Origin of the sequence: Brevibacterium sp. S22 (assembly GCF_004745485.1) — a bacterium.
GTDB lineage: Bacteria > Actinomycetota > Actinomycetes > Actinomycetales > Brevibacteriaceae > Brevibacterium.
In genome coordinates, this window is the sequence record NZ_CM015710.1 from 1 (window position 1) to 22,379 (window position 22,379).

19 protein-coding genes and 1 pseudogene are annotated in these 22,379 nt (G+C 64.4%); 8 read left to right on the top strand and 12 right to left on the bottom strand.

The genetic code is table 11. The features are described 5' to 3' along the window. Positions 1 to 2,148: 2,148 nt before the first annotated feature. A complete protein-coding gene (locus EB835_RS00005) occupies positions 2,149 to 2,865 on the bottom strand; it encodes a DUF3801 domain-containing protein (protein ID WP_135807465.1) in 717 nt (238 codons plus the stop codon). Between the two features lie 25 nt (positions 2,866 to 2,890). Next, positions 2,891 to 3,178 (bottom strand): hypothetical protein, encoded by a 288-nt coding sequence (locus tag EB835_RS00010; RefSeq protein WP_135807466.1) that lies wholly within the window; start codon positions 3,176 to 3,178, stop codon positions 2,891 to 2,893. A 254-nt stretch (positions 3,179 to 3,432) separates the two neighbouring features. Here EB835_RS00010 and EB835_RS00015 point away from each other — a divergent pair. After that, a pseudogene (locus EB835_RS00015) lies at positions 3,433 to 4,838 on the top strand (IS1380 family transposase). Between the two features lie 403 nt (positions 4,839 to 5,241). On the opposite strand, the gene EB835_RS00020 reads toward EB835_RS00015, so the two are convergent. Genes EB835_RS00020 through EB835_RS00040 form a run of 5 tightly spaced genes read right to left on the bottom strand, consistent with a single transcriptional unit; the run spans position 5,242 to position 11,988 of the window. Beyond that, positions 5,242 to 6,990 carry an ABC transporter ATP-binding protein gene (locus EB835_RS00020; protein ID WP_135807467.1) on the bottom strand — a complete coding sequence of 583 codons (1,749 nt, stop codon included), beginning with the start codon at positions 6,988 to 6,990 and terminating at the stop codon, positions 5,242 to 5,244. After that, positions 6,987 to 8,825, bottom strand: coding sequence for an ABC transporter ATP-binding protein (locus EB835_RS00025; RefSeq protein WP_135807468.1), 1,839 nt, complete (start codon positions 8,823 to 8,825; stop codon positions 6,987 to 6,989). The genes EB835_RS00020 and EB835_RS00025 overlap by 4 nt, the downstream gene beginning before the upstream one ends. A gap of 16 nt (positions 8,826 to 8,841) precedes the next feature. Beyond that, positions 8,842 to 9,645 (bottom strand): energy-coupling factor transporter transmembrane component T, encoded by an 804-nt coding sequence (locus tag EB835_RS00030; RefSeq protein ID WP_135807469.1) that lies wholly within the window; start codon positions 9,643 to 9,645, stop codon positions 8,842 to 8,844. Beyond that, positions 9,642 to 11,378 carry an ABC transporter ATP-binding protein gene (locus EB835_RS00035; protein ID WP_135807470.1) on the bottom strand — a complete coding sequence of 579 codons (1,737 nt, stop codon included), beginning with the start codon at positions 11,376 to 11,378 and terminating at the stop codon, positions 9,642 to 9,644. The genes EB835_RS00030 and EB835_RS00035 overlap by 4 nt, the downstream gene beginning before the upstream one ends. Continuing rightward, positions 11,371 to 11,988, bottom strand: a complete 618-nt coding sequence (locus tag EB835_RS00040) for an ECF transporter S component (protein WP_168216577.1) — start codon at positions 11,986 to 11,988, stop codon at positions 11,371 to 11,373. Before EB835_RS00040 ends, EB835_RS00035 begins: the two co-directional genes overlap by 8 nt. A 151-nt stretch (positions 11,989 to 12,139) precedes the next feature. On the opposite strand from EB835_RS00040, the gene EB835_RS00045 reads away from it, so the two are divergent. Both EB835_RS00045 and EB835_RS00050 read left to right on the top strand, forming a co-directional pair. Continuing rightward, a complete protein-coding gene (locus tag EB835_RS00045) occupies positions 12,140 to 12,874 on the top strand; it encodes a TetR/AcrR family transcriptional regulator (protein ID WP_135807472.1) in 735 nt (244 codons plus the stop codon). Continuing rightward, on the top strand, positions 12,871 to 14,406 hold the full coding sequence (locus tag EB835_RS00050) for an MFS transporter (RefSeq protein WP_135807473.1): 1,536 nt from the start codon (positions 12,871 to 12,873) through the stop codon (positions 14,404 to 14,406). The genes EB835_RS00045 and EB835_RS00050 overlap by 4 nt, the downstream gene beginning before the upstream one ends. A gap of 41 nt (positions 14,407 to 14,447) precedes the next feature. Here the strand turns inward: EB835_RS00050 and EB835_RS20485 are convergent, their stop codons facing one another. Then, positions 14,448 to 14,852, bottom strand: coding sequence for a TetR/AcrR family transcriptional regulator C-terminal domain-containing protein (locus EB835_RS20485; RefSeq protein WP_135807474.1), 405 nt, complete (start codon positions 14,850 to 14,852; stop codon positions 14,448 to 14,450). Between EB835_RS20485 and EB835_RS00060 the strand changes: the two genes are divergently transcribed. Next, positions 14,811 to 15,994, top strand: a protein-coding gene (locus EB835_RS00060) for an IS3 family transposase (RefSeq protein WP_135807475.1) whose coding sequence is annotated in 2 segments (ribosomal slippage) — positions 14,811 to 15,072 and positions 15,072 to 15,994 — 1,185 coding nt in all. Because the reading frame shifts where the segments join, the coding sequence is not laid out codon by codon here. The genes EB835_RS20485 and EB835_RS00060 overlap by 42 nt on opposite strands. Before the next feature lie 151 nt (positions 15,995 to 16,145). Continuing rightward, a complete protein-coding gene (locus EB835_RS00065) occupies positions 16,146 to 17,537 on the top strand; it encodes an IS1380-like element ISBli4 family transposase (RefSeq protein ID WP_101602047.1) in 1,392 nt (463 codons plus the stop codon). A gap of 172 nt (positions 17,538 to 17,709) precedes the next feature. Here the strand turns inward: EB835_RS00065 and EB835_RS00070 are convergent, their stop codons facing one another. The 4 genes from EB835_RS00070 to EB835_RS20740 form a co-directional block, all read right to left on the bottom strand. Beyond that, complete coding sequence (locus EB835_RS00070) at positions 17,710 to 18,060, bottom strand: transcriptional regulator (RefSeq protein WP_240688432.1); 351 nt, start codon at positions 18,058 to 18,060, stop codon at positions 17,710 to 17,712. Beyond that, a complete protein-coding gene (locus EB835_RS00075) occupies positions 18,060 to 18,845 on the bottom strand; it encodes a relaxase/mobilization nuclease domain-containing protein (protein WP_135807476.1) in 786 nt (261 codons plus the stop codon). Before EB835_RS00075 ends, EB835_RS00070 begins: the two co-directional genes overlap by 1 nt. Beyond that, positions 18,842 to 19,354, bottom strand: coding sequence for a plasmid mobilization relaxosome protein MobC (mobC, locus tag EB835_RS00080; RefSeq protein WP_135807477.1), 513 nt, complete (start codon positions 19,352 to 19,354; stop codon positions 18,842 to 18,844). The genes EB835_RS00075 and mobC overlap by 4 nt, the downstream gene beginning before the upstream one ends. 557 nt (positions 19,355 to 19,911) lie before the next feature. After that, positions 19,912 to 20,046: a hypothetical protein gene (locus EB835_RS20740; protein WP_276605965.1), complete on the bottom strand. Its 135-nt coding sequence runs from the start codon at positions 20,044 to 20,046 to the stop codon at positions 19,912 to 19,914. 391 nt (positions 20,047 to 20,437) lie between these two features. Here EB835_RS20740 and EB835_RS00085 point away from each other — a divergent pair, with 391 nt between their 5' ends. The 3 genes from EB835_RS00085 to EB835_RS00095 are packed head-to-tail and all read left to right on the top strand — an operon-like array spanning position 20,438 to position 21,797. Next, positions 20,438 to 21,343, top strand: coding sequence for a replication initiation protein (locus tag EB835_RS00085; RefSeq protein ID WP_205749828.1), 906 nt, complete (start codon positions 20,438 to 20,440; stop codon positions 21,341 to 21,343). Next, positions 21,343 to 21,597 carry a helix-turn-helix domain-containing protein gene (locus EB835_RS00090; RefSeq protein ID WP_135807478.1) on the top strand — a complete coding sequence of 85 codons (255 nt, stop codon included), beginning with the start codon at positions 21,343 to 21,345 and terminating at the stop codon, positions 21,595 to 21,597. Before EB835_RS00085 ends, EB835_RS00090 begins: the two co-directional genes overlap by 1 nt. Continuing rightward, positions 21,594 to 21,797 (top strand): hypothetical protein, encoded by a 204-nt coding sequence (locus EB835_RS00095; protein WP_135807479.1) that lies wholly within the window; start codon positions 21,594 to 21,596, stop codon positions 21,795 to 21,797. Before EB835_RS00090 ends, EB835_RS00095 begins: the two co-directional genes overlap by 4 nt. Positions 21,798 to 22,379 lie beyond the last annotated feature (582 nt).

Consider the following 22,379-nt stretch of genomic DNA (forward strand, 5'->3'; position numbering starts at 1 on the left):
GAGTCTGAGACAACTCCCGAAACTGCGCCTCGCACGAGTTTCCTTGGACGATTGTTCGGCCGAAAGTAGTAGAAGGACAACCGGCTTACACGCTAAAAGGCTCCTGCAGGTACCTGCAGGAGCCTTTCGTTCGGCTGGCTATGAGGGCATCTAGCGATCCGCTGGGCTTCACCGAAAGAGGGACTCCACCCAGGTTCTCACTAGAAGGGTTTACCGAAAGAGGGCCTCACCTGAACCAGTCACGCCGCTCCACGTCATGCATCTTGTGGAGCTAACCGAACACCTCCAGAATACCACGCCTGTCCCGACATGTCTGGCATAAAATACCTTTGCGCATCTTGCATGTGTACGTTAGCGCAACCTATAATTGTATTCCTCCATGTATAAGTCTACTCCGCGCGCTTGAAAAGAGAAAATTTTGGAACAGCGTACGACGAGAAAAATTAACCACCGCCGGCAAGAAGTTTTCGCCTCCATCACCCGCAGCATGTACCTCCGGCTAGGCGCGCCCGTGCGAGATTCTTTCTTCCGCTGGGAAGACGAATCCGGCAGCCACTATCCGTTAGCCAGTCTGATGAGTTCGCGATCAGGGAAGGCCGGGGGAGGGCGTGGGGGGAAGACACGTCTCGCCCTGTACCTCAGTTTGCTCTGGGTGGCCGCCGGCAAAGACCACTCAAGCAATAGACCGGCCAGCACGTGGGCAGCCCTCTTGGGCCTCTCTGATCCAGACAGAGCAGGCAGCAGAGCTATTCGAGCTACGTGGAAAGAACTTGAGCAACGTGGGTTCGTAACCATCTCTCCCGCTGCCAAAGGCGATGACCCACCGACGATTACACTTCTCCGAGAAGACGGATCCAGAAGACCCTACACGCGCCCTCAGGGCTTAGAAGGAGACACCTATAGGCGTATCCCCGAGCTTGCGTGGCGGTCCCTTTTCCCAGATGAGGAACTAACAGGACCAGGACTTGCCATGTACCTCGTTGCACTTCGAACTGCAGGAAAAGCGCAGACCATATCTCGACTAGTCTTCCCTGCGGACTATTTCCGAGAAGAGTACGGCCTTGGCGAATCCACACGAAAAGCGGGGCTGCGGAACCTTTCGTACTTAGGTGTTCTCGATGCACGGCAAGACAGCACTGACCCGTACGGAGATCCTTCCCGCAGGCGCCGGCGGAGGAACACCTACGATCTCCTTGAAGCGTATGCTTCCCCACCGCCTATACCCCGCGAAGAGACAGAGCGCCCAGCACAGGAATCCCCAGAGAATCGGCGCTGGCCATAATTTTTACTCCTACGCAGAAACGGTCACCCCTACCCGTTTATGCGTAACAGGGGTGACCGTTTCTGCGTGATCTAGGGACCGGCGAAATGACACCGTTTCGTGTCAGTGCCGGTTGATAAGGTTGATAGAGCGTTGCTCTCGACCCGAGAGGACCCGGGCTAGTTTGGTCTCCGGACCAAATGAAAAACCACCCGTTGGCGCGGGTGGTCGTTCCGCCATCTAGTGGCTACCAAGGAGGCATATTCCTTGTGTTAAGACACATCCAGAATACGCGTGAGACTTCTCGCAAGTCAATACTCGCGCGCTCAGCCTCACTGGGGCCACCCGGCCCTAGGAGGCATCATGGAACCGAAGCGGAACCGTGAGCCGAACTGGGCGTTCTTGGGATTCTGCCTGAACGGTGCTCGCATCGTTTGGGAGATCATCAAGACGCTCGTTCTCGGTGAGTAAGTAGATGGCAGGGGCGAGACCTTCGGGTCTCGCCCCTCGCTATTTTGACCGCCCGTTTCAGGATTTCTCATCAAGGTAGTCCCGGACCAGCGACCGAACGCACCCGCACGGCTCATCGGCTCCGTGGTGGTGACCGATGCATCGGTCGTCCGGGCAGCCACATGCGTCCCCGTGCCACTCGGGGTCTCCGTTCTGCCAGCGCATGGCCCACTCACGAACGCTGATCCCGCGACCGGACAGGAACTCTCGTGCTTCCTCATTCAGCTGCATCTTCGAACACTCTCATTCACTACGGACACGACACCACGCGCAGTGCGGCACACGGTGACTGCGCAGAAACGGTCACCCTGCTATAGAACCCGACCACACGGCCGGCCAACCGGTTCTCATGCATGCCGTTATCCGGTGCTGCTCAGTCACAGTTTCAAACCAGGTACAGGGATCTTGAGATTCGCCTTCGGCACCGTCTTCGGAGCCTCGGCCTTGATCTTGGCCGCACGCGCATTGACCTTCGCTCGCAACTCCTTCTGAAACTTCGCCGTTTCTGCCTTGGTCCGTTTTCTCCCATCCGCAAGGCTCGGCTTCTTCGGTTTCACGCTCTCGTCGGTCTTCGGCGGCGAGGGTTGCTGCTTGAGCGCCTCGGCATCAACGGTGCGTTCGGGTTGCCTCGCTACCTGTCGCCCCTGTGTACGCTCACGCTTCGCGTCTATAGCCTCGGCCGCACGCCCTAACGAGTGCTCGACGACCTTGGCATCATCCCCGCGCACGTGCAGCGTGTGTTGGATCTTCCCGTCGATCTTCTCGCGCTCGATAGCGTAGTAGACACCGTTGGTTTTGAGGTTCTTCTCAAGCGCACGCATCACGTCCTTGTCGTCGAGGGAAACGACTTCCCGACCGGTCCGGCTGGGCAGCTCGGACAGCTCTTTCATGCTGACCTCACCGCCGGGCTTAGTGACTGCTGCGGCAGCCCACTGCAAGCTACTCACACCCATGTGCAGCCCCTTCGACACCATCGCCTGAGTCAGTTTCCCCGCCCGGCTCGCTACGAATGTGATAGCTACACGGGTACCTTCGGTGGCGACGTTGCTCGTGACGCGTTCGATCTTTTCTTCACCGTTGTCGATCCCGCTCATAGTCGGTCTCCCTTCAACATGTCGATCAGTCTTGCGGTAGCTCCGCGTCTTTCATCCACTGCCACGTCGTGAAATCGTCCACGTCCGTGGGCTTCGTAGTGATCTTCCGATAAACGAACTTTCCCAGGAGGATGACCTGCACCAGTGCCCAGGTCACCCCGAAGATCGCGCCCTGTAGAACCAGGCCGGCGGCTTCAATGATCGCGTCACAGATGACGCCAAGAACGGCGAACACAAGCCGTATCCCGCCTTTGATGAGCATGAGAATCAGACTGGTGACAACACCGGCAAGGATCAGTCCGAGGATCCACATAGCAACTCCTGATCGGTCAACGTCGCTTCAGTACATCACACGGCGCTGACTCACCTACGAGCTTTCACACCTCTTGCATTACTCACGGCAGCAGGTGTGAACGGCTTTCTAACAAGCACTAACAGCACTTAACCTCGATCCACCGATGCGCTTGGGTTTTGAGTGGGTGCCGTGACGCGGAAATGCCCCTAGGATCAGGGAAAATAGAGCTTGCTTAGGGTTCTATTGGTCTGATTCGAGAGGGCATCTCGTAGGTGCAATTCAAGCATGCTCCCGCCGCTGTGTCTGCGGTGTTCGATGATCCGAATCTCGTGTCGGCTGCGGGTCTTGTCCCGATGCTCCGGCTCGCCCGTCCGGCCGGGCTCGATGAGCTCGCGCAGTCGCGGTTGAGTGTCCCGACGGACAAGGGCGCGAACGCAGGCGGCAAGGTGATGGCGCTGGTGGCGGGGATGCTTGCCGGCGCGGACTCGATCGATGACATGAACGTGCTGCGTCACGGCGGGATGGGCCGGTTGTTCGATCGGACGTATGCGCCGTCAACGCTGGGCTCGTTCCTGCGGGAGTTCCGTTTCGGGCACCTCCGTCAACTCGACGCCGTTGCCTCCCGCACCCTGGTGAACCTCACCCCGGCCGTACCACTGCTGCTGGCCGCGAATCGCGAGCGGGTGGTGGTGGATCTGGACGACACGATCATCGAGGTCCACGGATACAAGAAGGCAGGGCGCCTCGTTCGGGTACTCCGGCGTCCGCGGACTGAACGCCCTCCTCGCCACTGCCAGCACCGCGACCTCGGCACCGGTGGTCCTGGGTCAGCGGCTGCGGCAGGGCAAGACCGGCTCCCCGAAAGGCGCCGCACGGATCGTCGGCGACGCCCTCGCCACCCTCCGCCGCATGAACCCCGCCAGCAGCGTCCGACCATTGCTACGGCGGACTCCGCGTTCTACGGGCACGGCACCGTTGGCACCGCGATCAAAGCAGGCGCGGACGTGTCGGTCACGGTCCGGATGGACCCCGCGGTGAAGACAGCGATCGCGACGATCCCCGATGATGCATGGGAGACGATCGAGTACCCGAACGCGATCCGTGACGAGGCCACGGGGCGGTGGATCTCGAAGGCCGAGGTCGCTGAGGTGCCCTTCGTCGCGTTCCGCTCACGGAAGATCGCCGAACGGGTCGAAGGACGACTTGTGGTGCGGCGCATCCCAGACCTGAACCCCAAGCAGGTGGAGCAGCCGACGCTGTTCGACACCTACCGGCACCACGCATTCTTCACCACCACCGACAAGCAGGCGATGGGCACCGTCGCGGCGGACAAGACACACCGGGCGCACGCGATCATCGAGCAGGTCCACACCGACCTGAAGGGCGGACCGCTCGCTCATCTGCCTTCTGGGGTGTTCACCACGAACAGCGCCTGGCTCGTCCTCGCGGTGATCGCGTTCAACCTCACCCGCGCCGCCGGGCTGATCGCCGATCAGGCGGGCCGGCTCGCCAGAGCGACGACCGCGACGATCCGACGCCCCCTCATCGCGGTGCCAGCACGACTGGCACGATCCGCGCGGCGGATCATCCTGCACCTGCCCGAGCCTGGCCCTGGCAGGCCTCCTTCGACCGACTCTTCACCGCGATGCACGCACCACCACCGGCAGCAGCCAGCTGACCGCCGCCGCCACCAGCGGCACGACCGAGAAGGAAGTGGACGACCGGGATGAGACGCCCGGAACCCACCTCTGCCCACAACCAATCACACCAAGCCGATCACGCCGAGCCCACCCACCGAAAGCGCATCGGTGGATCGAGGCTTAGCGTTCGAGCCCGAGGTCGACTTCGCCGGCGTCTCGGGTGCGCCAGTGGCCGGCAACGATGATGTCGCCCGTCCCAGATGTCTATCGAATGATCTCTTGCACGACGAAGGACTCCAGCAGATGCCCGAACTCGCTCATGGCTGATGCGTCACCGCGTCGCAGTCTTACTCGGTTTAGCGGGAGAAGCTGCGCCCTGTTCTATCGAGGTCGACATTTAGCCGAAGTTACTTTCGGCATTCAGCCGGGTATGCTCATCGCTCACTCTGGCCGCCCCTCGTCGCGGGCGAGCCGCCAGCCGGTCGCCTCGGTCTTCTCGCCCCAGAACCGCTGATAGCGTTCGCTCGAGACGATGAGCTCGTCGTGCGTGCCGACGGCCTCGACCTCGCCGTGCGGGCTGAGTACCACGATCTGGTCGGCCCCGATGATGGTGTGCAGGCGGTGGGCGATCACGATGGTCGTGCGGTCGCCCGAGAGCGTCTCGAGGCCTTTCAGGATGAGGTGCTCGTTGTCGATATCGAGGGAACTCGTCGCCTCGTCGAGCAGCACGATCGGGGCGTCCTTGAGCAGGGCGCGGGCGATGGAGACCCGCTGCCGCTGCCCGCCGGAGAGGTTCTGTCCGCCCTCGCTGATGACGGTGTCGAAGCCGTCGGGCAGCTGCTCGGCGATCTCGGTGACTCCCGCGAGTTCGGCTGCGGCGAGCACCTCCTCGCGCGTCGCCCCGGCGCGGCCGAGCCTGATGTTCTCGTACAGGGTGTCCTCGAAGAGGTACACGTCCTGGAATACCATCGCGACGGAGTCGAGCACCCGTCGGCTGCCGAGCTCGCGCACATCTTTGCCGCCGATGCGCACCGCGCCCTCACCGACGTCGTAAAAGCGGGCGGCGAGCTTGAGCAGGGTGCTCTTTCCAGAACCGCTGGGACCGACGAGGGCTGTGGTCGTGCCGGGTTCGACGTGGAAGCTCACCCCGCGAACGACCGGGGTGTCCGGCTGGTAGCCGAAGCCGACGTCGTCGAACTCGATGCCGTAGCCGTCTGGTGTCGCGGGCGTCGCGGGCTCGGGCAGCGCCTCGGCCTCGATGACTTTCTGCACTTCGTCGAGGGTGTTGTGCGCCATCTGCAGCCCCTCGCCGAACGGGAGCGCGGCGGAGGCGAACTTGGCGAGTGTGAACACGAGCACGACGATGCCGACGAACATGCCTGGTTCCATCTGCCCGGCGAGCAGCAGCCAGGTGGCGGCGGCGTAGATGACGACCGTGCCGAGGGTGATGATCTGTGCGAGGCGCCCCACGACGCTCTGCCCGGTGCTCTGCGTGGCGCGCAGTTGCGCGAGCTGCTCGCGCATCGCGTCGCGCACGGCTCGCTCGCCGATGGAGTCGGGGCCGGCGGCGCGCAGCACGGGCTGCACCTGCGCGAACTCGAGCACCTGCGCCGCCGAGCGTTCGGTCTGTTCGCCGCGCACGCGCTCGGCGTCCTTGTACTTTATGATCAGGCGGCGGTAGGCGACGAACACGACGGCCGAGAATGCCATGGTGAGCAGGCCGATGCGCCAGTCGATGAACACGAGGAACAGGCTCGCGAGCGCGGCGGAGACGGCGCCGTGCAGGATCGGCTTCAGCATCATTCCGGGCGCGTTCGCCGCGAACATCGCCCCGGTGGTCGCGGTGACGCCGATCTGCCCCGAACGGTCGACCTCGAAGAACCCGAGCGGCAGCTCCACGGCCCGGTTCGCGAGCAGTTCGTGGATGCGCTGGATGTACTCGCTGCCGACGTTCTGCGCGATCACCTCGGTCGGCCAGTCGGCTGCCGCATACACGACGACGGCGAGGATCGCCCATAGTGCGTACTTCCCGGCCGACCCCGGGTCTCCTGAGAAGAGCGCGCCGAGGAACAGTGCGATGAACACGAGGCCGAACGCGAGCGCGATCGACGACACCGCCATCAGGGCGAGCAGTGCGGTGAGCACTCGACGGTTGCGGGGCGTGCCGATGGTGTACAGGATGCGGATCATCGCGCAGTCTCCTTCGCGGCCGTATCAGACACGGCCTGCTCTGACACGGTCTTCTGCGCGGCGCTGCTGTTTCTGCGCCGCGACGTCTCGTAGCGGGCCCACATGCCGGCGTAGCTGCCGCCCTGTTCCACGAGCGAGTCGTGGTCGCCGCGCTCGGTGATGCGGCCGTCGTCGAGCACGAGGATCGTGTCGGCGTCGGTGATGGTGTGCAGCCGGTGCGCGATCACCACGAGGGTGCGGCCGGCGACGAGCTCGGTGATGGCCTGCTGGATCGCGGCCTCGGAATCGGGGTCGGCGAACGCAGTCGCCTCGTCGAGCACGAGGATCGGCGCATCACGCAGGATCGCGCGCGCGATTGCGACGCGCTGCTGCTCACCACCGGAGAGCTGCGCATCCTCGCCGATCACGGAATCGTAGCCGCGCGGCAGCGTCATGATGCGGTCGTGGATCTGGGCGGCGGTCGCGGCGCGGATCACATCCGTTTCGCTCGCGTCGGGGATCGCGAGGCGGATGTTGTCGCGCACGCTGAGCTGCATCAGATACGCATCCTGGAACACGAAGCCGACGTGATCGTAGAGCTGCCGCGCGGTGAGGTCGGTCGTGGCGACGCCGCCGATGCGCACCTGCCCGCTCGTGGGGTCGAGCAGGCGCGGGATCAGCTGCGCGAGCGTCGACTTGCCCGCCCCCGAGGGGCCGACGAGCGCGGTGACCGACCCCGGCTCGAGGCGTGCGGTCACCCCGTCGAGTACCGTCGCATCTTCGACGTAGGCGAAGCTCAGCTCGTCGAAGCGGATGCTGTTGTCGGCGGGGTGCTCGGCGCCGCTCGCTTCGGGCACCACGGGGATGTTGAAGAAGTCGGTGAGCTCTGCCGCGGCTTCGTTGGCCTCTTTGAACATGATGCTCATGCGGGCGAGCATCATGAGGGGGCCGGCGACGTTGTTGATGAGCAGCAGCGCGGCCATCACCCCGATCGGGCTGACCCCCTGCGAGACGACGAGCCAGGTGCCCGCGACCACCGTCACGAAGAGCCCGAACACGGGTGAGGTGAAGATCTGGATCATCGCCGCCGGGTGCACGGTCGACCGCACCCAGCCGAGGTAGAACGTGCTGAACTCGCGCGAACGCGCGAGGAAGGCTCCCTGGTTCTTGCCTTCGGGCTGGAACACCTTGATCACCCCGATGCCGCGCACCAGCTCCACGATCGAGGAGTTCAGCTCTTTCTGGCTGTTCGTGAACTGTTCCGACTTCTCGCTGTAGTCGCGCAGCATGAACGGCATCGTCGCGAGGGAGAGCACAAGGGGCACGAGCGCGAGCAATCCAAGCCGCCAGTCGAGCACGAACAGGTAGGCGAGGCTCATGAGCGGAACCATCACGGCTGAGGTGATGTCGGGGGCGCCGTGCGCAATGAGCATGTGGATCTTCGCCACATCGTCCTGCACGAACTTCTTCACCCTGCCCGACGAGTGCGTCGTGAACCACGCCAGCGGCAACTGCGACAGCTTCGTGATCTGCTGCTGCCTGATGTCCTCCGCGAGGGTGCCGTCGGCCCAGTGGCTCACCTGGTAGCTCTTCTTCACGGTGTAGCCGTGCAGCAGGGTGGCGACGACCAGCGTGGCGATGAGCGACCACACCCGCACGATGTCGATGCCGCCGCCCGAGATTGCGGGCAGCACGGCTCGGGCGAGCTCGATCAGCACGACCACGGGCGCGAGCGACAGCACCGCGGCGACCGCTGCGAGCAGGCCGGCGATGATCATCTCCTTGCGTGCGGGTCTCGCGATCTGCCAGAACGTCGTATGCGCCTCGGTCGTCTCGCCCTGCTCGCTCTCGCTCATCGGGGTCCCTTCTCTCTCAATAGCCATGAATCTCTCCGCTCCACTGCGCCACCCCCAGCAGCCCCGCCGCCACGAAGACGGCCGTGAACAGCACCCACAGGCACAGTACGAAGGCGAGGTCGCGCGCCCGGAGCACCGCGGGGTTGCGGTCGCTGCGGGTCGGGTGGGCGCCGAAGCCGCGCGCGTCCATCGCGAGCGACAGCCGCTCGGCGTAACGGGCGCCGCCCGCGAGCAGCGGGATCACCGATCTGCCTGAACGGCGGAAGAACCCGACCGGGCCGCGCGGATCGATGATGCCCCGCGCCTGCTGCGCGGCGCGCAGCGTGAGCAGGTCGTCGCGGTAGCGCGGCGCGAAACGCGCTGCGGCCATCGCACCATGGGCGAAGCGGTACGGGATGCGCAACTGCCTGACGAGGGAGCTGTTCAGCCCCGCAAGGGTCGTGCCCGCGGAACCGAGCAGCGCGAGCATCGACACGGCGACGAGCCGCAGCGCGGTCGCACCGCCGACGCTCAGCGCACCGGCGTGCAGGGTGATCCAGCCGTCGAGCACGATCGGAGTGTCCGCGACGCGATCGGCACGGGTGAGGAGCGCGAAGAGGAGCGTCGTCCACGCCCCGACCAGAGCCACGATTACCGCACCGACCACGAGCGTCTTCGGGCGGATGCGCACCCCGGTCAGCAGCAGGATCACCGCCAGCGAAGCGATGACGGCGGGGGTGAAGAGGTCGCGGGTGAAGAACAGCAGCATGAGCGGCGGGAAGGTCGCGGCGAGCTTCATCAGTGGGTTGACGGTGGCCAGCCACCCGCGCATGCCGGTCATGCGATCACTCCCGCGAGCTGATCGGCACGGGTGAGGGCGCCCCAGTCGAGGCCGCGCTCGGCGAGCATGCGCGTGAGGCGCGGGATCGGGGGCTGACGGAGCCCCGCCCGCACGATCAGCTCCTCGTCGCAGAGCAGCTCCGCGGTCGGCCCCGCGCCGAGGAGGCGCCCGTCTGCGAGAATCGCGATCCGGTGGGCGTGATCCGCGACGAGTTGCAGGTCATGGGTGACCATGAGGATCGTGATGCCCGTGGCGTTCAGCTCGTCCACCATCGCGATGATCTCGTCGGCTCTGGCGCGATCCTGCCCGAAGGTCGGCTCGTCGAGGATCAGGATGCGTGGCTCGGTGATCAGCGCGGTCGCGACTGAGAGTCGGCGCTTCTCGCCGTGCGAGAGGAGGAACGGGTTCGTCCCGGCGTAGCGGGCCACGTCGAAACGCTCCAGCATCGTCTGAACCGCAGCGGCAATCTCGTCTTCGTCGCGGCGGCGCACCCGGAGCCCGTAGGCGAGTTCGTCGGCGACGGTGCGGGTGATGAACTGGTGCTCGGGGTTCTGGAAGACGTAGCCGATGCGGTCGCCGATCTGGCGCGCATCCATCGAGTCGAGCGGTACTCCTTCGAGTGCGATGCTTCCCGCCCTCAGTGGCACGAGGCCGGCGAGGGCGCGGGTGAGGGTGCTCTTGCCGGCGCCGTTCACTCCGGCGATCGCAAGGAACTCCCCCGTGTGGATCTCGAGGTCGACGCCGTTGAGCACGACGGTGCCGCCGAGGGTCACGGTCGCACCTGATACGTGGGCGGCGGCCTGTGTCGGCGCAGATGCGCCGCTCGCGTGATTGCCTCCGTGCACCGTCGGAGCCGGCTCGTTCACCCAGGCGCGCATCGCGGCGATGCGGTCGGCGAGTTCCGGCAGGGTCAACGGCAACGGTACCTGGTCGAGGCCGGGGCGCAGGGCGATCTCGGTGGCGGTCGGCAACCACACCCCGTGCTCGCGCAGCAGGGGGGCATGGTTGCCGAAGACCTCGTCCGGGGTGCCGTGCGCGATCAGCTGGGCAGTACGGTCGAGCACGATTACGAGGTCAGCGAGTGGCAGGGCCTCGTCGAGCTCGTGTTCGACGAGCACCATCGTGCGCGTCCCATCTCGCAAGGTCGCGAGCGTGGCGTAGAACTCGGCGGAGGCGGCCGGGTCGAGGTTCGCGGTCGGCTCGTCGAGGATCAGCAGTTCGGGGTCCAGTGCGAGCGCGCAGGCGATCGCGAGCCGCTGCCGACCGCCACCCGAGAGCGCGGTCGGATCGCGCAGCGCGTCACCGCGAGTGTCTGCGAGGCCTACCTGCCGTAGCGCGGCGAGGGCGCGGTCCTCGATTTCCGACACCGGCACCAGCAGGTTCTCGAGACCGAAGCAGACCTCGTCGAGCAGCGTGCTCGTCACGATCTGCGCGTCGGGGTCCTGGAACACCATGCCGACGCGGGCGGCGAGTTGACCGGGGTGGGCGGCGGCGGTGTCGATGCCGGCGCAGACGACCCGGCCGCGCAGCTCGGCGTCGGCGCTTGCCGGGATGAGGCCGGCCATCGCGAGCAGCAGGGTCGACTTGCCGCACCCGGACGGGCCGAGCAGCAGCACGGTCTCCCCCGCCGCGATGTCGAGGTCGAGGCCCGCGCCGATCCAGTCGTCGCTGGTGTCGTAGCGGACGCTCACGCCGCGCAGCGAGAGGACGGGGGCGGCGGGCTGCTCAGGCATTCGCCTCGGCAGCATCCGATGCGATCCTGCGGCGGCCGCCGGCGATCCCGGTGCGGGCGAGGCCGCGGGCGATCGCGAGCGATAGCAGGCTGCAGGCGAGGAAGGAGAGGGTCTGCACGATGCAGATGCCGATCACGAGGCTCGTCTCCATGCTGAACAGGTTGAGCGAGGCGATGCTCATCGCGCACGAGATCAGCCCGGTGATGAGTCCCGCCACGGTGAACATCTTCCAGCCCCACAGCCGGTAGCGGGTGACGAGGAAGGGCAGCTCCATGAAGACGCCCCAGCCGACCATCATGACGACCATGAACACGCCGTACGGGGAGATGATGGTGACGATGCCGGCGGCGGTGCTGCCGATGATGCCGGTACCGGCTCGGCGCAGCAGCGCGAGCGGGATCAGCGCCGACATGCCCCACAGCCCGTAGACCGTCACTGCGACCATCGGGGCGGCTGCCGTCACTGCCCCGGAGGCGAAGTTGATGGGGATGAGGATGACGCCCACTGCGGCCCCGAGTGCGACGGCGGTCAGGATGGTGCGCGTGGTGTAACGGGGCTTCCGCACGCGCGGCTGTCCGACGTTGTCGACGGGGGTCTGGTTGGCGGTCATGGTCATGTCCCTCACACAATAGGTAGTGATAATCGTTCTCAATGGTACGGTGTTTGAATCACTGGTCAAATAGGATTCCATATTCATCCTATGTTAGTTAGCATTGCCTTACCTAGCACGGGATTCTCGGGACTCCGCAGAAGGGCATCTCATGACGGAAGCAGTCGCCGAGCCGTTCCACGTCGGGTTGACCCCCGACGCCGTGATCGACGCCGCAGTAGAGCTGACGCGCGAATCGCACCTGTTCAGCTGGTCGATCCGCGATCTCGCGAAGCGCGTCGGCGTGAACCCGTCCACGATCTACTACCACGTCGGCGGCAAGGATCTGCTCTGCCGCCGGGTGATGGAGCGGATCGCGACCGACCTCATGATTCCCGACCCGAGCCTCGGCTGGCAGGACTGGTTCCGGGAGCTGCTCTGCACGATGGGCCCGCTCGCCATGCAGTACCCCGGCGCGGCGAAGTGGATGCTCATGCACGGTCCCACCATTGCGGCGGTGATGCCCGCGTTCGCCACGGGACTCGGCGTGCTGGAGCGCGCCGGGTTCGGCGAGGACGCCAGTGTCGCCTATGCGCTGCTGATCAACAATCCGATGCTCACCATCGCGCTCGGCGACGATCGCCTGCAGCATGACGAGGACGGCCCGAGGGATCATGCCGCGATGATGCAAGATTTCGCGCGGATCGCCGCGAACCAGCCGGGAGCGGACGTCTTTATGAACTCGCTCATGCGCCCCTACGCCGAGGGCGGGGAGACTGCCGCCCAGGCGCGTCTGGGCTACCTGCGGTTCTGTATCGAGATCACCATCACCGGCCTCACGACCTGGCTCGACTCTGGCAGGCCAGGCCCGCCGGGTACCGGTGCACGGAAGGAGCCCACCCCATGAACGCCACCACCATCGATTCGATCTCGACGATCGGTCGACGCGGGCAGATCGCCACGACGATCGTCGCCGGCCTGTCCGCGATGATGATGACGCTCGACGCGACCGTGGTGAACATCGCGCTTGAGGCAATCGGCACCGAGTTCTCCGCCACCCTGTCGCAGTTGCAGTGGGTAGTCAACGGGTACACCCTCGCCTTCGCTGCGCTCCTGCTGAGCGCGGGCTCCCTCTCCGATCGGCTCGGCCGGCGAGGCACCTTCCTGATCGGCATGGTGGTCTTCACGATCTCCTCCGCGGTCTGCTCGTTCGCGCCGAGCGCGGAATGGCTGATCGCCGCGCGCATCGTGCAGGGGCTCGGCGGGGCGCTCGTCATGGGTACCGGGCTCGCCCTCATTGCCGGCGCCTACGAAGGAGACGGTCCCAAGAAGCGTCAGACCGCGATCGGGGTCTTCACCGGGCTTGGCGCGGCTGCGGCCGCCCTCGGCCCCCTCGTCGGCGGCGCGCTCGTCGACACTGGGGGCTGGCGACTCATCTTCCTGATCAACATCCCCATCGGCATCCTGATCATCATCGGAGCCCTCACCCTTGTGAAGCGGCAGCCCCTCACCGCCGGCGGCCGGCTCGACCTCGCTGGTGCGGCCCTGGCGGTCCTCGTGCTCTTCTCCCTCAACTACGGCCTCCTCACCGGCTCCAGCGAGAGCTGGCAGCGCGGCGACGTGATCGCTACCCTCGTGGCAGCCGGCGTGCTGCTCGTGGTCTTCCTGATCCTGGAGGCGAAGCTCGGCGCGCATGCGATGCTCGACCTGTCCCTGTTCCGCATCCCGACCTTCTCGGGCGCCATCATCCTCTCCTTCGCGGCGCGGCTCACGAGCTTCGGGCTCTTCCCATTTCTCATCCTCTGGCTCACCGGTGTCCTCGGCCACACCCCGCTCGAGGTGGGACTAATCCTGCTGGTGCTCTCCGCCGCGATGCTCGTCGTCGCACCGTTCAGCGGCATGTTCACAAGATGGGTGCCCGTCCGTGTGCTCTGTTTCCTCGGCATGGCCGTGATCGGTGCCGGCCTCATCTGGGCGTCGGCGCTCATCGACCCCGAGAGCGGCTGGACGGCGATCCTGCCCGGCCTGATCCTCATCGGCATCGGATCCGGCATCGTGATGCCCCACATGATGGGCCTCGCCGTTGCGGTCGCGCCCGCCGAGCGCGCGGGTATGGCCTCGGGTATGTCGAACTCGTTCTTCCCGATCGGCACCGCCCTCGGCGTCGCGGTCTACGGTGCCATCATGACTGCCACGATTGGTGCGCGCATCACCGACCCCGACGCGGCGGCGGCGGTCGCGGCCGGCCGTATCGACGAGCTCGCGGCGTCCCTCACCGCCGGCGCCGAGTTCGCTGCCACGGCCCGCGACGCCTTCGTGTCCGGGCTCGGCACGACGCTCCTCATCGCGGGCATCGCGAGCCTCGTCTCAGCCGTCGCCGCGCTCATCCTCATCCGCGCACGGGACGTCCTCGATACCCGAGAACACGTCGAATCCTGACCCCGCTTCTGCAGCTCGATGATGCACTCGTCGCCGCTTGATCAGAGATGTTTCAGTCCCTGGATGATGGACTCGAGGCCGACATCGAAGATCTCTTCCATGCGCAGGGTGAACAGCTCTGCACCGATCCGGCTGGCGAACGGGTAGTCCGTCATATCGAAGTCGGCTAGGCCCGTGACGAAGGCACGAGCCCGGTTGGGGCGTTCCATCGTTTTGCGGAGGTCCGCATTGTCCTCGATCGCGACGCGAGAGAACGTCCAGCTCATGATGAGCGTGGCGCCGCGTGCGACCCGTGCATTGTCGAAACCGGCCTCCGTCAGTGCTGCGGCGAGGATTGAGGTGCCGCGTGGTTTTCGGACAGTGGGCCCTCTTACGATGAGGGTGCTACTGGAAGAGAGAGCAGTATGTCCGTATCGCGGAGAAGGTTCACGCAGGAGTTCAAGGATGAGTTGTGTCGGGAGGTGATCTCGACGTCCAGGCCGATCAAGACTGTCGCCACGGCGTACGGTGTCGGCCCGGAGACGCTCCGTAACTGGTTGGTCAAGTATCGCGCCGCCAATGGTGGGACGGAGGCCGAGTTGACGGTTTCTGAGCGGGCGCGGCTGAAGGAACTCGAACGCGAGAATCAGGATCTGAAGGCGGAGACCGCGTTCCTGAAAAAAGCGACGGCCTACTTCGCGCGGGAGCAGCGGTGATGGCCAAGTACGAGTATGTCGACTCCCAGAAGAACCTGCCGGACAACACGAACCCGGTGGTGAAGATGTGCCGCTGGCTGGGCGTGTCGACCTCGGGGTTCTATCACTGGTTGAGCCGCCCGCAGTCGGCTACCGCGGCGCGCAGGGAGGCACTCACGGCTCGGGTAGAGCACTTCTTCGAGGCATCCGACGGCACTTACGGGTACCGGCGTATCCACGCCGACCTGGCCGATGAAGGGACGGAGTGTTCCCCGGAGCTGGTGCGTCAGATCATGCGTGATCAGGGCCTGGTGGCCTGTCAGCCGCGGCCGTTTCGTGTCACCACGGACGCGGATGCCGCGGCTGCTGCGGGCATGCCCGATCTGGTGGAGCGGGACTTCACCGCCGACCAGCCCGGGGTGAAGTTCGTCGGCGATATCACCTACATCCATACGTGGCAGGGTTTCGTCTACCTCGCGACTGTGATCGACTGCTACTCGAAGAAGGTCGTCGGATGGCAGATCGCTGATCACATGCGCGCCGAGCTCGTCGAGGACGCCCTGCGACACGCTGCCGCGACGGTCGTGATCGAGCCTGACGCGATCTTTCACAGCGATCGCGGTAGCGTCTACACATCGACCGGATATCGGGCCCTGATCGGCCGTCTCGGGATGCGTTCTTCGATGGGAAGGACGGGCGTGTGCTGGGACAACTCAGCGGCGGAAAGTTTCTTCTCGACCCTGAAGAACGAACGAGTCCACCGCACCGCCTACGCCACGAAAGCGCAGGCTCGCCGCGATCTGATCAACTATATCGAGGGCTTCTACAACAGTCGACGACGCCACTCCTCGCTCGGCTACCAGTTCCCGAACGACGTCCACTACGCTTACCAACAGTCGGCCACGACAGCATAAGCCTTGATCCACCGATGCGAGTAGCCGGATCAAGCCGCGCGTGAAATGGAAATGCCCCTTCTGAACTGGGAAAATGATGATGTTCGAAGTCAACATTCCCGTTCAAGAAAGGGGCACCTCTCAGGTGCTATTCAACCACACACCCGCGTCTGTGTCTCACTCCTTCGACGATGCGAACCTGACGGCCACTACCGGGCTCGTCCCGATCATGAGCCTCGCCCAGATGGCGGGCCTGCCAGACCTCGCCGAAGACCGTCTGACCGTGACCACCACCGGAGCCGACAAGGGCGCGAACCCGGCACCGAAACTGGCTACCCTGGTCGCGGGAATGGCTGCCGGGGCCGACTCGATCGATGACATGAACATCCTCCGCCACGGCGGCATGCAACACCTCTTCGATCGTGTCTACGCGCCCTCGACCCTGGGGTCGTTCCTGCGCTCGTTCGCCTTCGGCCACGTCCGGCAACTCGACGCGATCTCTTCCCGTTTCCTGACCAACCTCAACGAGCACACACCGCTGCTACCAGCCAGCGAAGACACTGGACAAGCGATGGTGTTCGTCGATGTCGACGACACCGTCATCGATGTCCACTCCGCGTCGAAGCAGGGAGCTGGATTCGGCTACCAAGGCAGTCGTGGCCTCAACGCACTGTTGGCGACCGCATCGACGGGCGACTCCGGCCAGATCATCGTCGGCCAGCGCCTGCGCAAGGGCTCAACCTCGTCAGCCCGGGGTGCTGACAAGTTCGTCGCCGACGCTCTGGCCACCACGACCCGAATCAACTCCGGCCTCCCAGCCCTGGTCAGGGCTGATTCGGCGTACTACTCCTCGACTGTGACCAAAGCCGCCCGGGATGCCGGGGCTGAAGTATCGATCACGGTCCGCATGGACAAGAAGGTCAAAGCAGCGATCGGAACAATCAGCGACGGCGCATGGACTGGCATCGAATACCCCGAAGCGATCTACGACGAAGAGACCAGGGCCTGGATTTCGAAGGCCGAAGTCGCCGAGGTCCCGTTCACCGCATTCACCTCGAAGAAGAAGTCCCTGCACGCCGCCGGCCGCTTGGTGGTCCGCCGCATCCCTGAACTCAACGAGACCAAACGCACTGCCGGGCAGGACCCATTGTTCGACTTGTTCCGCTATCACGCGTTCTTCACCACGGTGGACAAAGACCGTTTCGACACCGTCGCTGCTGATCACATCCACCGCAAGCACGCGATCATCGAGCAGATCAATGCGGAGCTGAAGAACGGTGCCCTGGCACATATGCCCTCCGGGGTGTTCAACGCCAACGCCGCCTGGGTAGCAGTCGCAGCGATCACACACAACCTGCTGCGGGCTGCTGCCGGACTCATCGGTGGACGGATGAGCAAAGTGCGCGCTCAGACGCTGCGGACACGGATCATCAGCATCCCGGCCCGGATTGCTCACCGGGCCAGGAAACTGATCCTGCACCTGCCGAGACGGTGGCCGTGGGCGACGGAATTCGCACGACTCTGGCACGCGGCTCTGAGCCCACCTACACGATCATTGTCCTGACCGATTCGCTCCTGCTCGAGCACGACGCCGCAGGGTCTGGAGGAGACCCCGGGGAATCATCTATGTGGAAGAGACCGGTGAGAGACCGGGACACTACTTCCTGCCCTCGCACCGCGTTCGCACTCGAATCCGAGTGAGCCCCTTGCCATCAAGCGAACCGGTGGATCAAGGCTTAAGAACGCAGCTGATCGTCGGTCGATGAAAGTTCCGGGAACTGGGCTTCCCAGAGATCTCTGACCCGCTGGTCTAAGTGCAGCTGCGGCCACAGGCGCCGCAGCACACGACGGTTAAGAAGCTGCGCCTGCACCGCCTCATCGCCCTCGGCCAAGAGCGCCTGATAGGCCATTCGAGCGCCGCCGAGATCCGAAATATCAACGTCTTTATCGTCCTGCCAGCGCACCCAATGAGGCAGATGAATCACGCCGCGCTCAGGTCCGCGAAGGTCATCGAGACTCGTCACCACGCAATAGGGCTTAATGTCTCTGAACCTGATCCGATCCATGTCTCTCGTCTTCTTTCTCATCAGAGTTTCGGGCCGCGGCCCGGCCGAATCTTCTGATCCGGCACGATCTCCGGCTTCGACCGTGCTGCAGCTGATTGCTCTTTCCTGGCTGCGAGCTTCTTCGCCACAGCCTCACGCACGGCCTTCTGTTGTTCCTCCCGAGTTCGCTCCGGCGGCCTCGACCGTGACTCGTCCTGACGTGGAGGTCGTGCTCGAAGCTTCTCTGCAGTATGTCTGCGCAAGGTACTCAAAGCTGCTTTCCTCCGGTGGTCGGTTCGTGCCTGTGTCACGGTCTGCTTCGGCCCTGTCCTCCGGCGGGCAGCGACCTCGAGACCATGTGTGCGTTCGAGCTGCTGGCACGCTGTCTGTGCCTGTCTGCGGTCGTTGCGGCCGTGCCACACGTTGCCCTCGTAGTCGACCCGAGAGACCACGATATGCACGTGATCGGCACCGTGGCGCACAGCCACCCACGGATGGTTTTCGAACCCCATCTTCTCTGCAAACGACTGCGCAACCTCGGCCCACTCATCGTTCGACAGCACCCGGTCATTCGCGGTGTTGCGCAGCGATGCCTGCCAGATGCCCTTGGTGATCTCCGGCCGCGTCTGCTGTGCAGCCCTCAGCTCGGGAACCCACCTGGCCGGGTCCGTTTGACCTTCGGCACCGATGTTCGACCCGATGACTTGGCCGCCGGAATGCTGCTGCCCCATCGTGTCGTAGTAGACGTGCTCGTTGGCCTTGCCCGGCCCGTGCAGATACGCTCCGATGTCTCCGGCGCGTGAACCGCGCGTGATCTTGGCAATCATCGCCCCGACACCAACCTGCGCAGCAGCTCGCGTACCTCGTCCTGTCCGGCTCGAAGCCGGGCCAGATCCTCGGCCACCGCATCGCGGTCGACCGCCGGGCCACCACGGGTCTCGGCGTTGAGTGCTCGGGCGATCTGGTTGATATTGCCACCCAGGCGGGTCATGGCCGTGCGCACCTTCGCGACTTCCTCGGCCACTCCCGGCCGATCCTTCTCAGCTGCCAGATGCCCGGCCACGACTGACCGCGCCCAGGTCGCAAGCTGCCGGTCACCGGCAGCCGTCGACCACCGCGTGTATTCGTCTTCACTCAACGCCAGATTCACTCGCCTAGTGCGCTTGGCCTCCCCCGCCGGCGGTCTTCCAGTCGGCCGCCGGCGACCAACAGCCGGCGGTTCCGCCGGCACCTCGGGTGGGACAGTCGGCGGGGCCGGCAGCGGTGCCCACTGCTGCCCCAGCACCGGGTGAGCCTCGACCCGCTCCGGCGGGTCCGAGGCGAACGGGCGAGTCATACGAGCCTCCTGGATCACGCGCCCAGCGCGGGAGCCAGAACGGTGGTCGCGGCCTACGCGATCGCCGTCAGCCCCCGGCAGGGCAAGGGGATTGTGTGTAACACGAAAGGGGCAGCGAGGTACGAGCGGTGCGCCCCTTTTGTGTTACACACAATCATACCTTGCATCGCTCATCGTGCGTCCGACAGCGGAGGAAAAATCGCGCGCGATGAGCGGGGGCACACATGGTGGGCGGGCGTGTCCGACGCAGGAGGATAGAGCCACGCACGACCGCCATGTGTGCATCCGTCCCGAGCCTGCGAGCGGCGGATACGGTTTCGCTTGCGCAGCGCGAAACCGGACCTCAACTTCACGATCAAGAATCCGAACAAGACCCTGTTCCGACACTGACAGCAGAGCCGTACAAGCGGGGGATGCCCCTGCTGCGTGTCAGGCTCGAACCAGAGCATCGAGCGCCCTCCGCATGATGAAGGACAGGAGCATAAAAACGAGCTGCCGCTCACGGCCACTCGGCATCCCATGAAAGCAGCTACACCAACAACCGCACGCATCTACAACTAGGAGAACCTGTTGAACCATGACCACGGGGAGAACCCGCTGAACCATGACCACGGGGAGAACTCGTTGAAGCGCACATCGCCATACGTTCCCATCGCAATCACAGCAGGGGCGGTGATCGTATTCGTGGTCACCGCCCTCACCCTCTGCCCTCCAGATCGCATCAACCCGATCCTCGAATGGTTCCGGATCGTCACTGGGACAGTGAGCTAGTGGTTGCCGACCGCAATTGGAGAACTGGCGAGGTGTCCGTGTGGCCGAGTTCTCTGGCGGGGTGACCGTTTCTGCGCACCAGCCGCGTGCTGCCCTGCGCGTGGTGACGTGCCCGTACGTCGGAGAAGCGGTTCCAGCGAGACCCAGATCAGCAATGTTCGTGAGCTCCCAGCGGTCGCCGTAGCGGACCTCGCTACGCTCGGACAGAACGGATGGCCCGCCGGAACCATCTGACTTGGTTTTCGATACCTACCTTGAACACGCCGAGGGAAATCCGACTTTGAACGGTCTTTCTGTGGGAGCGTGATTGGTATGAGCACTTCGAGCACGGAAACCTGGGGCCAGATGTGGCTGCCACTCTGGCCCCTGGCCTCTGATGACCTGCTCCACGGCATCTATCGCACCAGCCGCCACAACGCCCTAGACCGGCGCTACATCGAGGCCAATCCGCAAGCCATGAGCAACCTCCTCGTCGTCGACATCGACCACCCCGACGCACTCATGCGCGCGATGTGGAATCGCCAGCAGTGGCAGCCCAACGCCGTGGTCGAGAACCCCACCAACGGCCACGCACACGCCGTGTGGGCACTCGCGGAGCCAGTCACCCGCACCGAGTACGCCAGGCGCAAGCCGGTCGCCTACGCGGCCGCCGTCACCGAAGGGCTGCGCCGATCCGTCGACGGAGACAAAGGCTATTCCGGACTGATGACGAAAAACCCCACCCACGACCAGTGGGAGGCTTCCTGGCTCACAGACCACCTCTACAGCCTCGATGAACTCACAGAGCATCTCACCGTCGCGGACTTCATGCCGCCGGACTCCTGGCAGCGCACCAAGCGCAAGAAGCCCGTAGGCCTCGGCCGCAACTGCACGCTCTTCGAGACCGCCCGCACCTGGGCTTATCGGGAGATCCGCCATCACTGGGGCGATCCTGACGGCTTGGTCCATGCGATCAGTCTCAAGGCCCATGCGCTGAATGGTGAGTTCTCCGAGCCGTTGCCTATCCGGGAGGCCGAGGATATCGCCCGGTCGATCAGCCGGTGGATCACCACGCAGTCCCGCATGTGGGCAGACGGCCGCGAAGCCTATGAGCGTGGATTCCGCGCGATTCAGTCAGCACGCGGCCGCAAAGGCGGAATCAAGGGCGGCCTCCGTTCCGGTGCCGTTCGTCGTGAGAGAGCATTGGCCCGTGTATCGATGCTGGAGGTGGACGAATAATGGCGGCCTTGAAACCCGGTAAGCGCAAAGGAACCGCACGTGAACTAGCAGCACGCCTCGGAGTAAATGAGCGAACAATCCGCAGCTACATCGCTCAGCCACGACCCGAGTACCTGAGCGAGGCACAGCAGCGTCGTGAGCGGATTCGTGAGCTGCGCGAGACCGGCCTGTCCATGCGCGCGATCGCCGCCGAGGTCGGGTGTTCCGTCGGCACTGTCCACAATGCCCTTCGCAGAGAGGACGACGATTCATGACCGAGAACGATGACACGTCGAGGTTGAAAGCAGCTGGGATACGACTCGATCCAGATCTCTTGTACACGTTGAAGCTGCATGCGGTTCAGTCCAACACGACGATGCAGGCTCTCGTCGACAAGTACATTCGTGCAGGACTGGCCTACGAGCAGATTCCCATCGCCCACCGGCCGCACTCTGATAGCGAAAGTACTAAGTAGAAGTGGCTGAGCGTCCCTCCTGGGGAGTCCAACAGGCTGCGCGTGAGTGTGGAGTCTCCCCGGCAACGATCCGCCGCCGCCTCAAAGACGGTTCGTTGCCCAATGCGGCCCAAGGTGCTCGAGGTGCCTGGTCGATCCCTGTCACTGATCTCATCGCCGCCGGCCTCAACCCTGGTCAACCCTCTCCACCTGACCATGAGCAAGGGATAGTCACCGACCTTACTCACGCCAAAAATGACCATAGTCATGATTACGGTCAAAGAGCATCGTCGCAGGACACAGCCCTCCGAGACCTTGAGCATAAGTTACTCAGTGAGCAACGTGAGGTTGAACATCTGCGTACTCAGGTGAGTACCCTGCAGAACAATCTCGATGATCTACGCACAGCCATGCGGATGCTCGAAGCAGCACCCGCTGACCACTCCGAAGCGCCCCAAGAACCAACACCAACGAATGAGTCTGAGACAACTCCCGAAACTGCGCCTCGCACGAGTTTCCTTGGACGATTGTTCGGCCGAAAGTAGTAGAAGGACAACCGGCTTACACGCTAAAAGGCTCCTGCAGGTACCTGCAGGAGCCTTT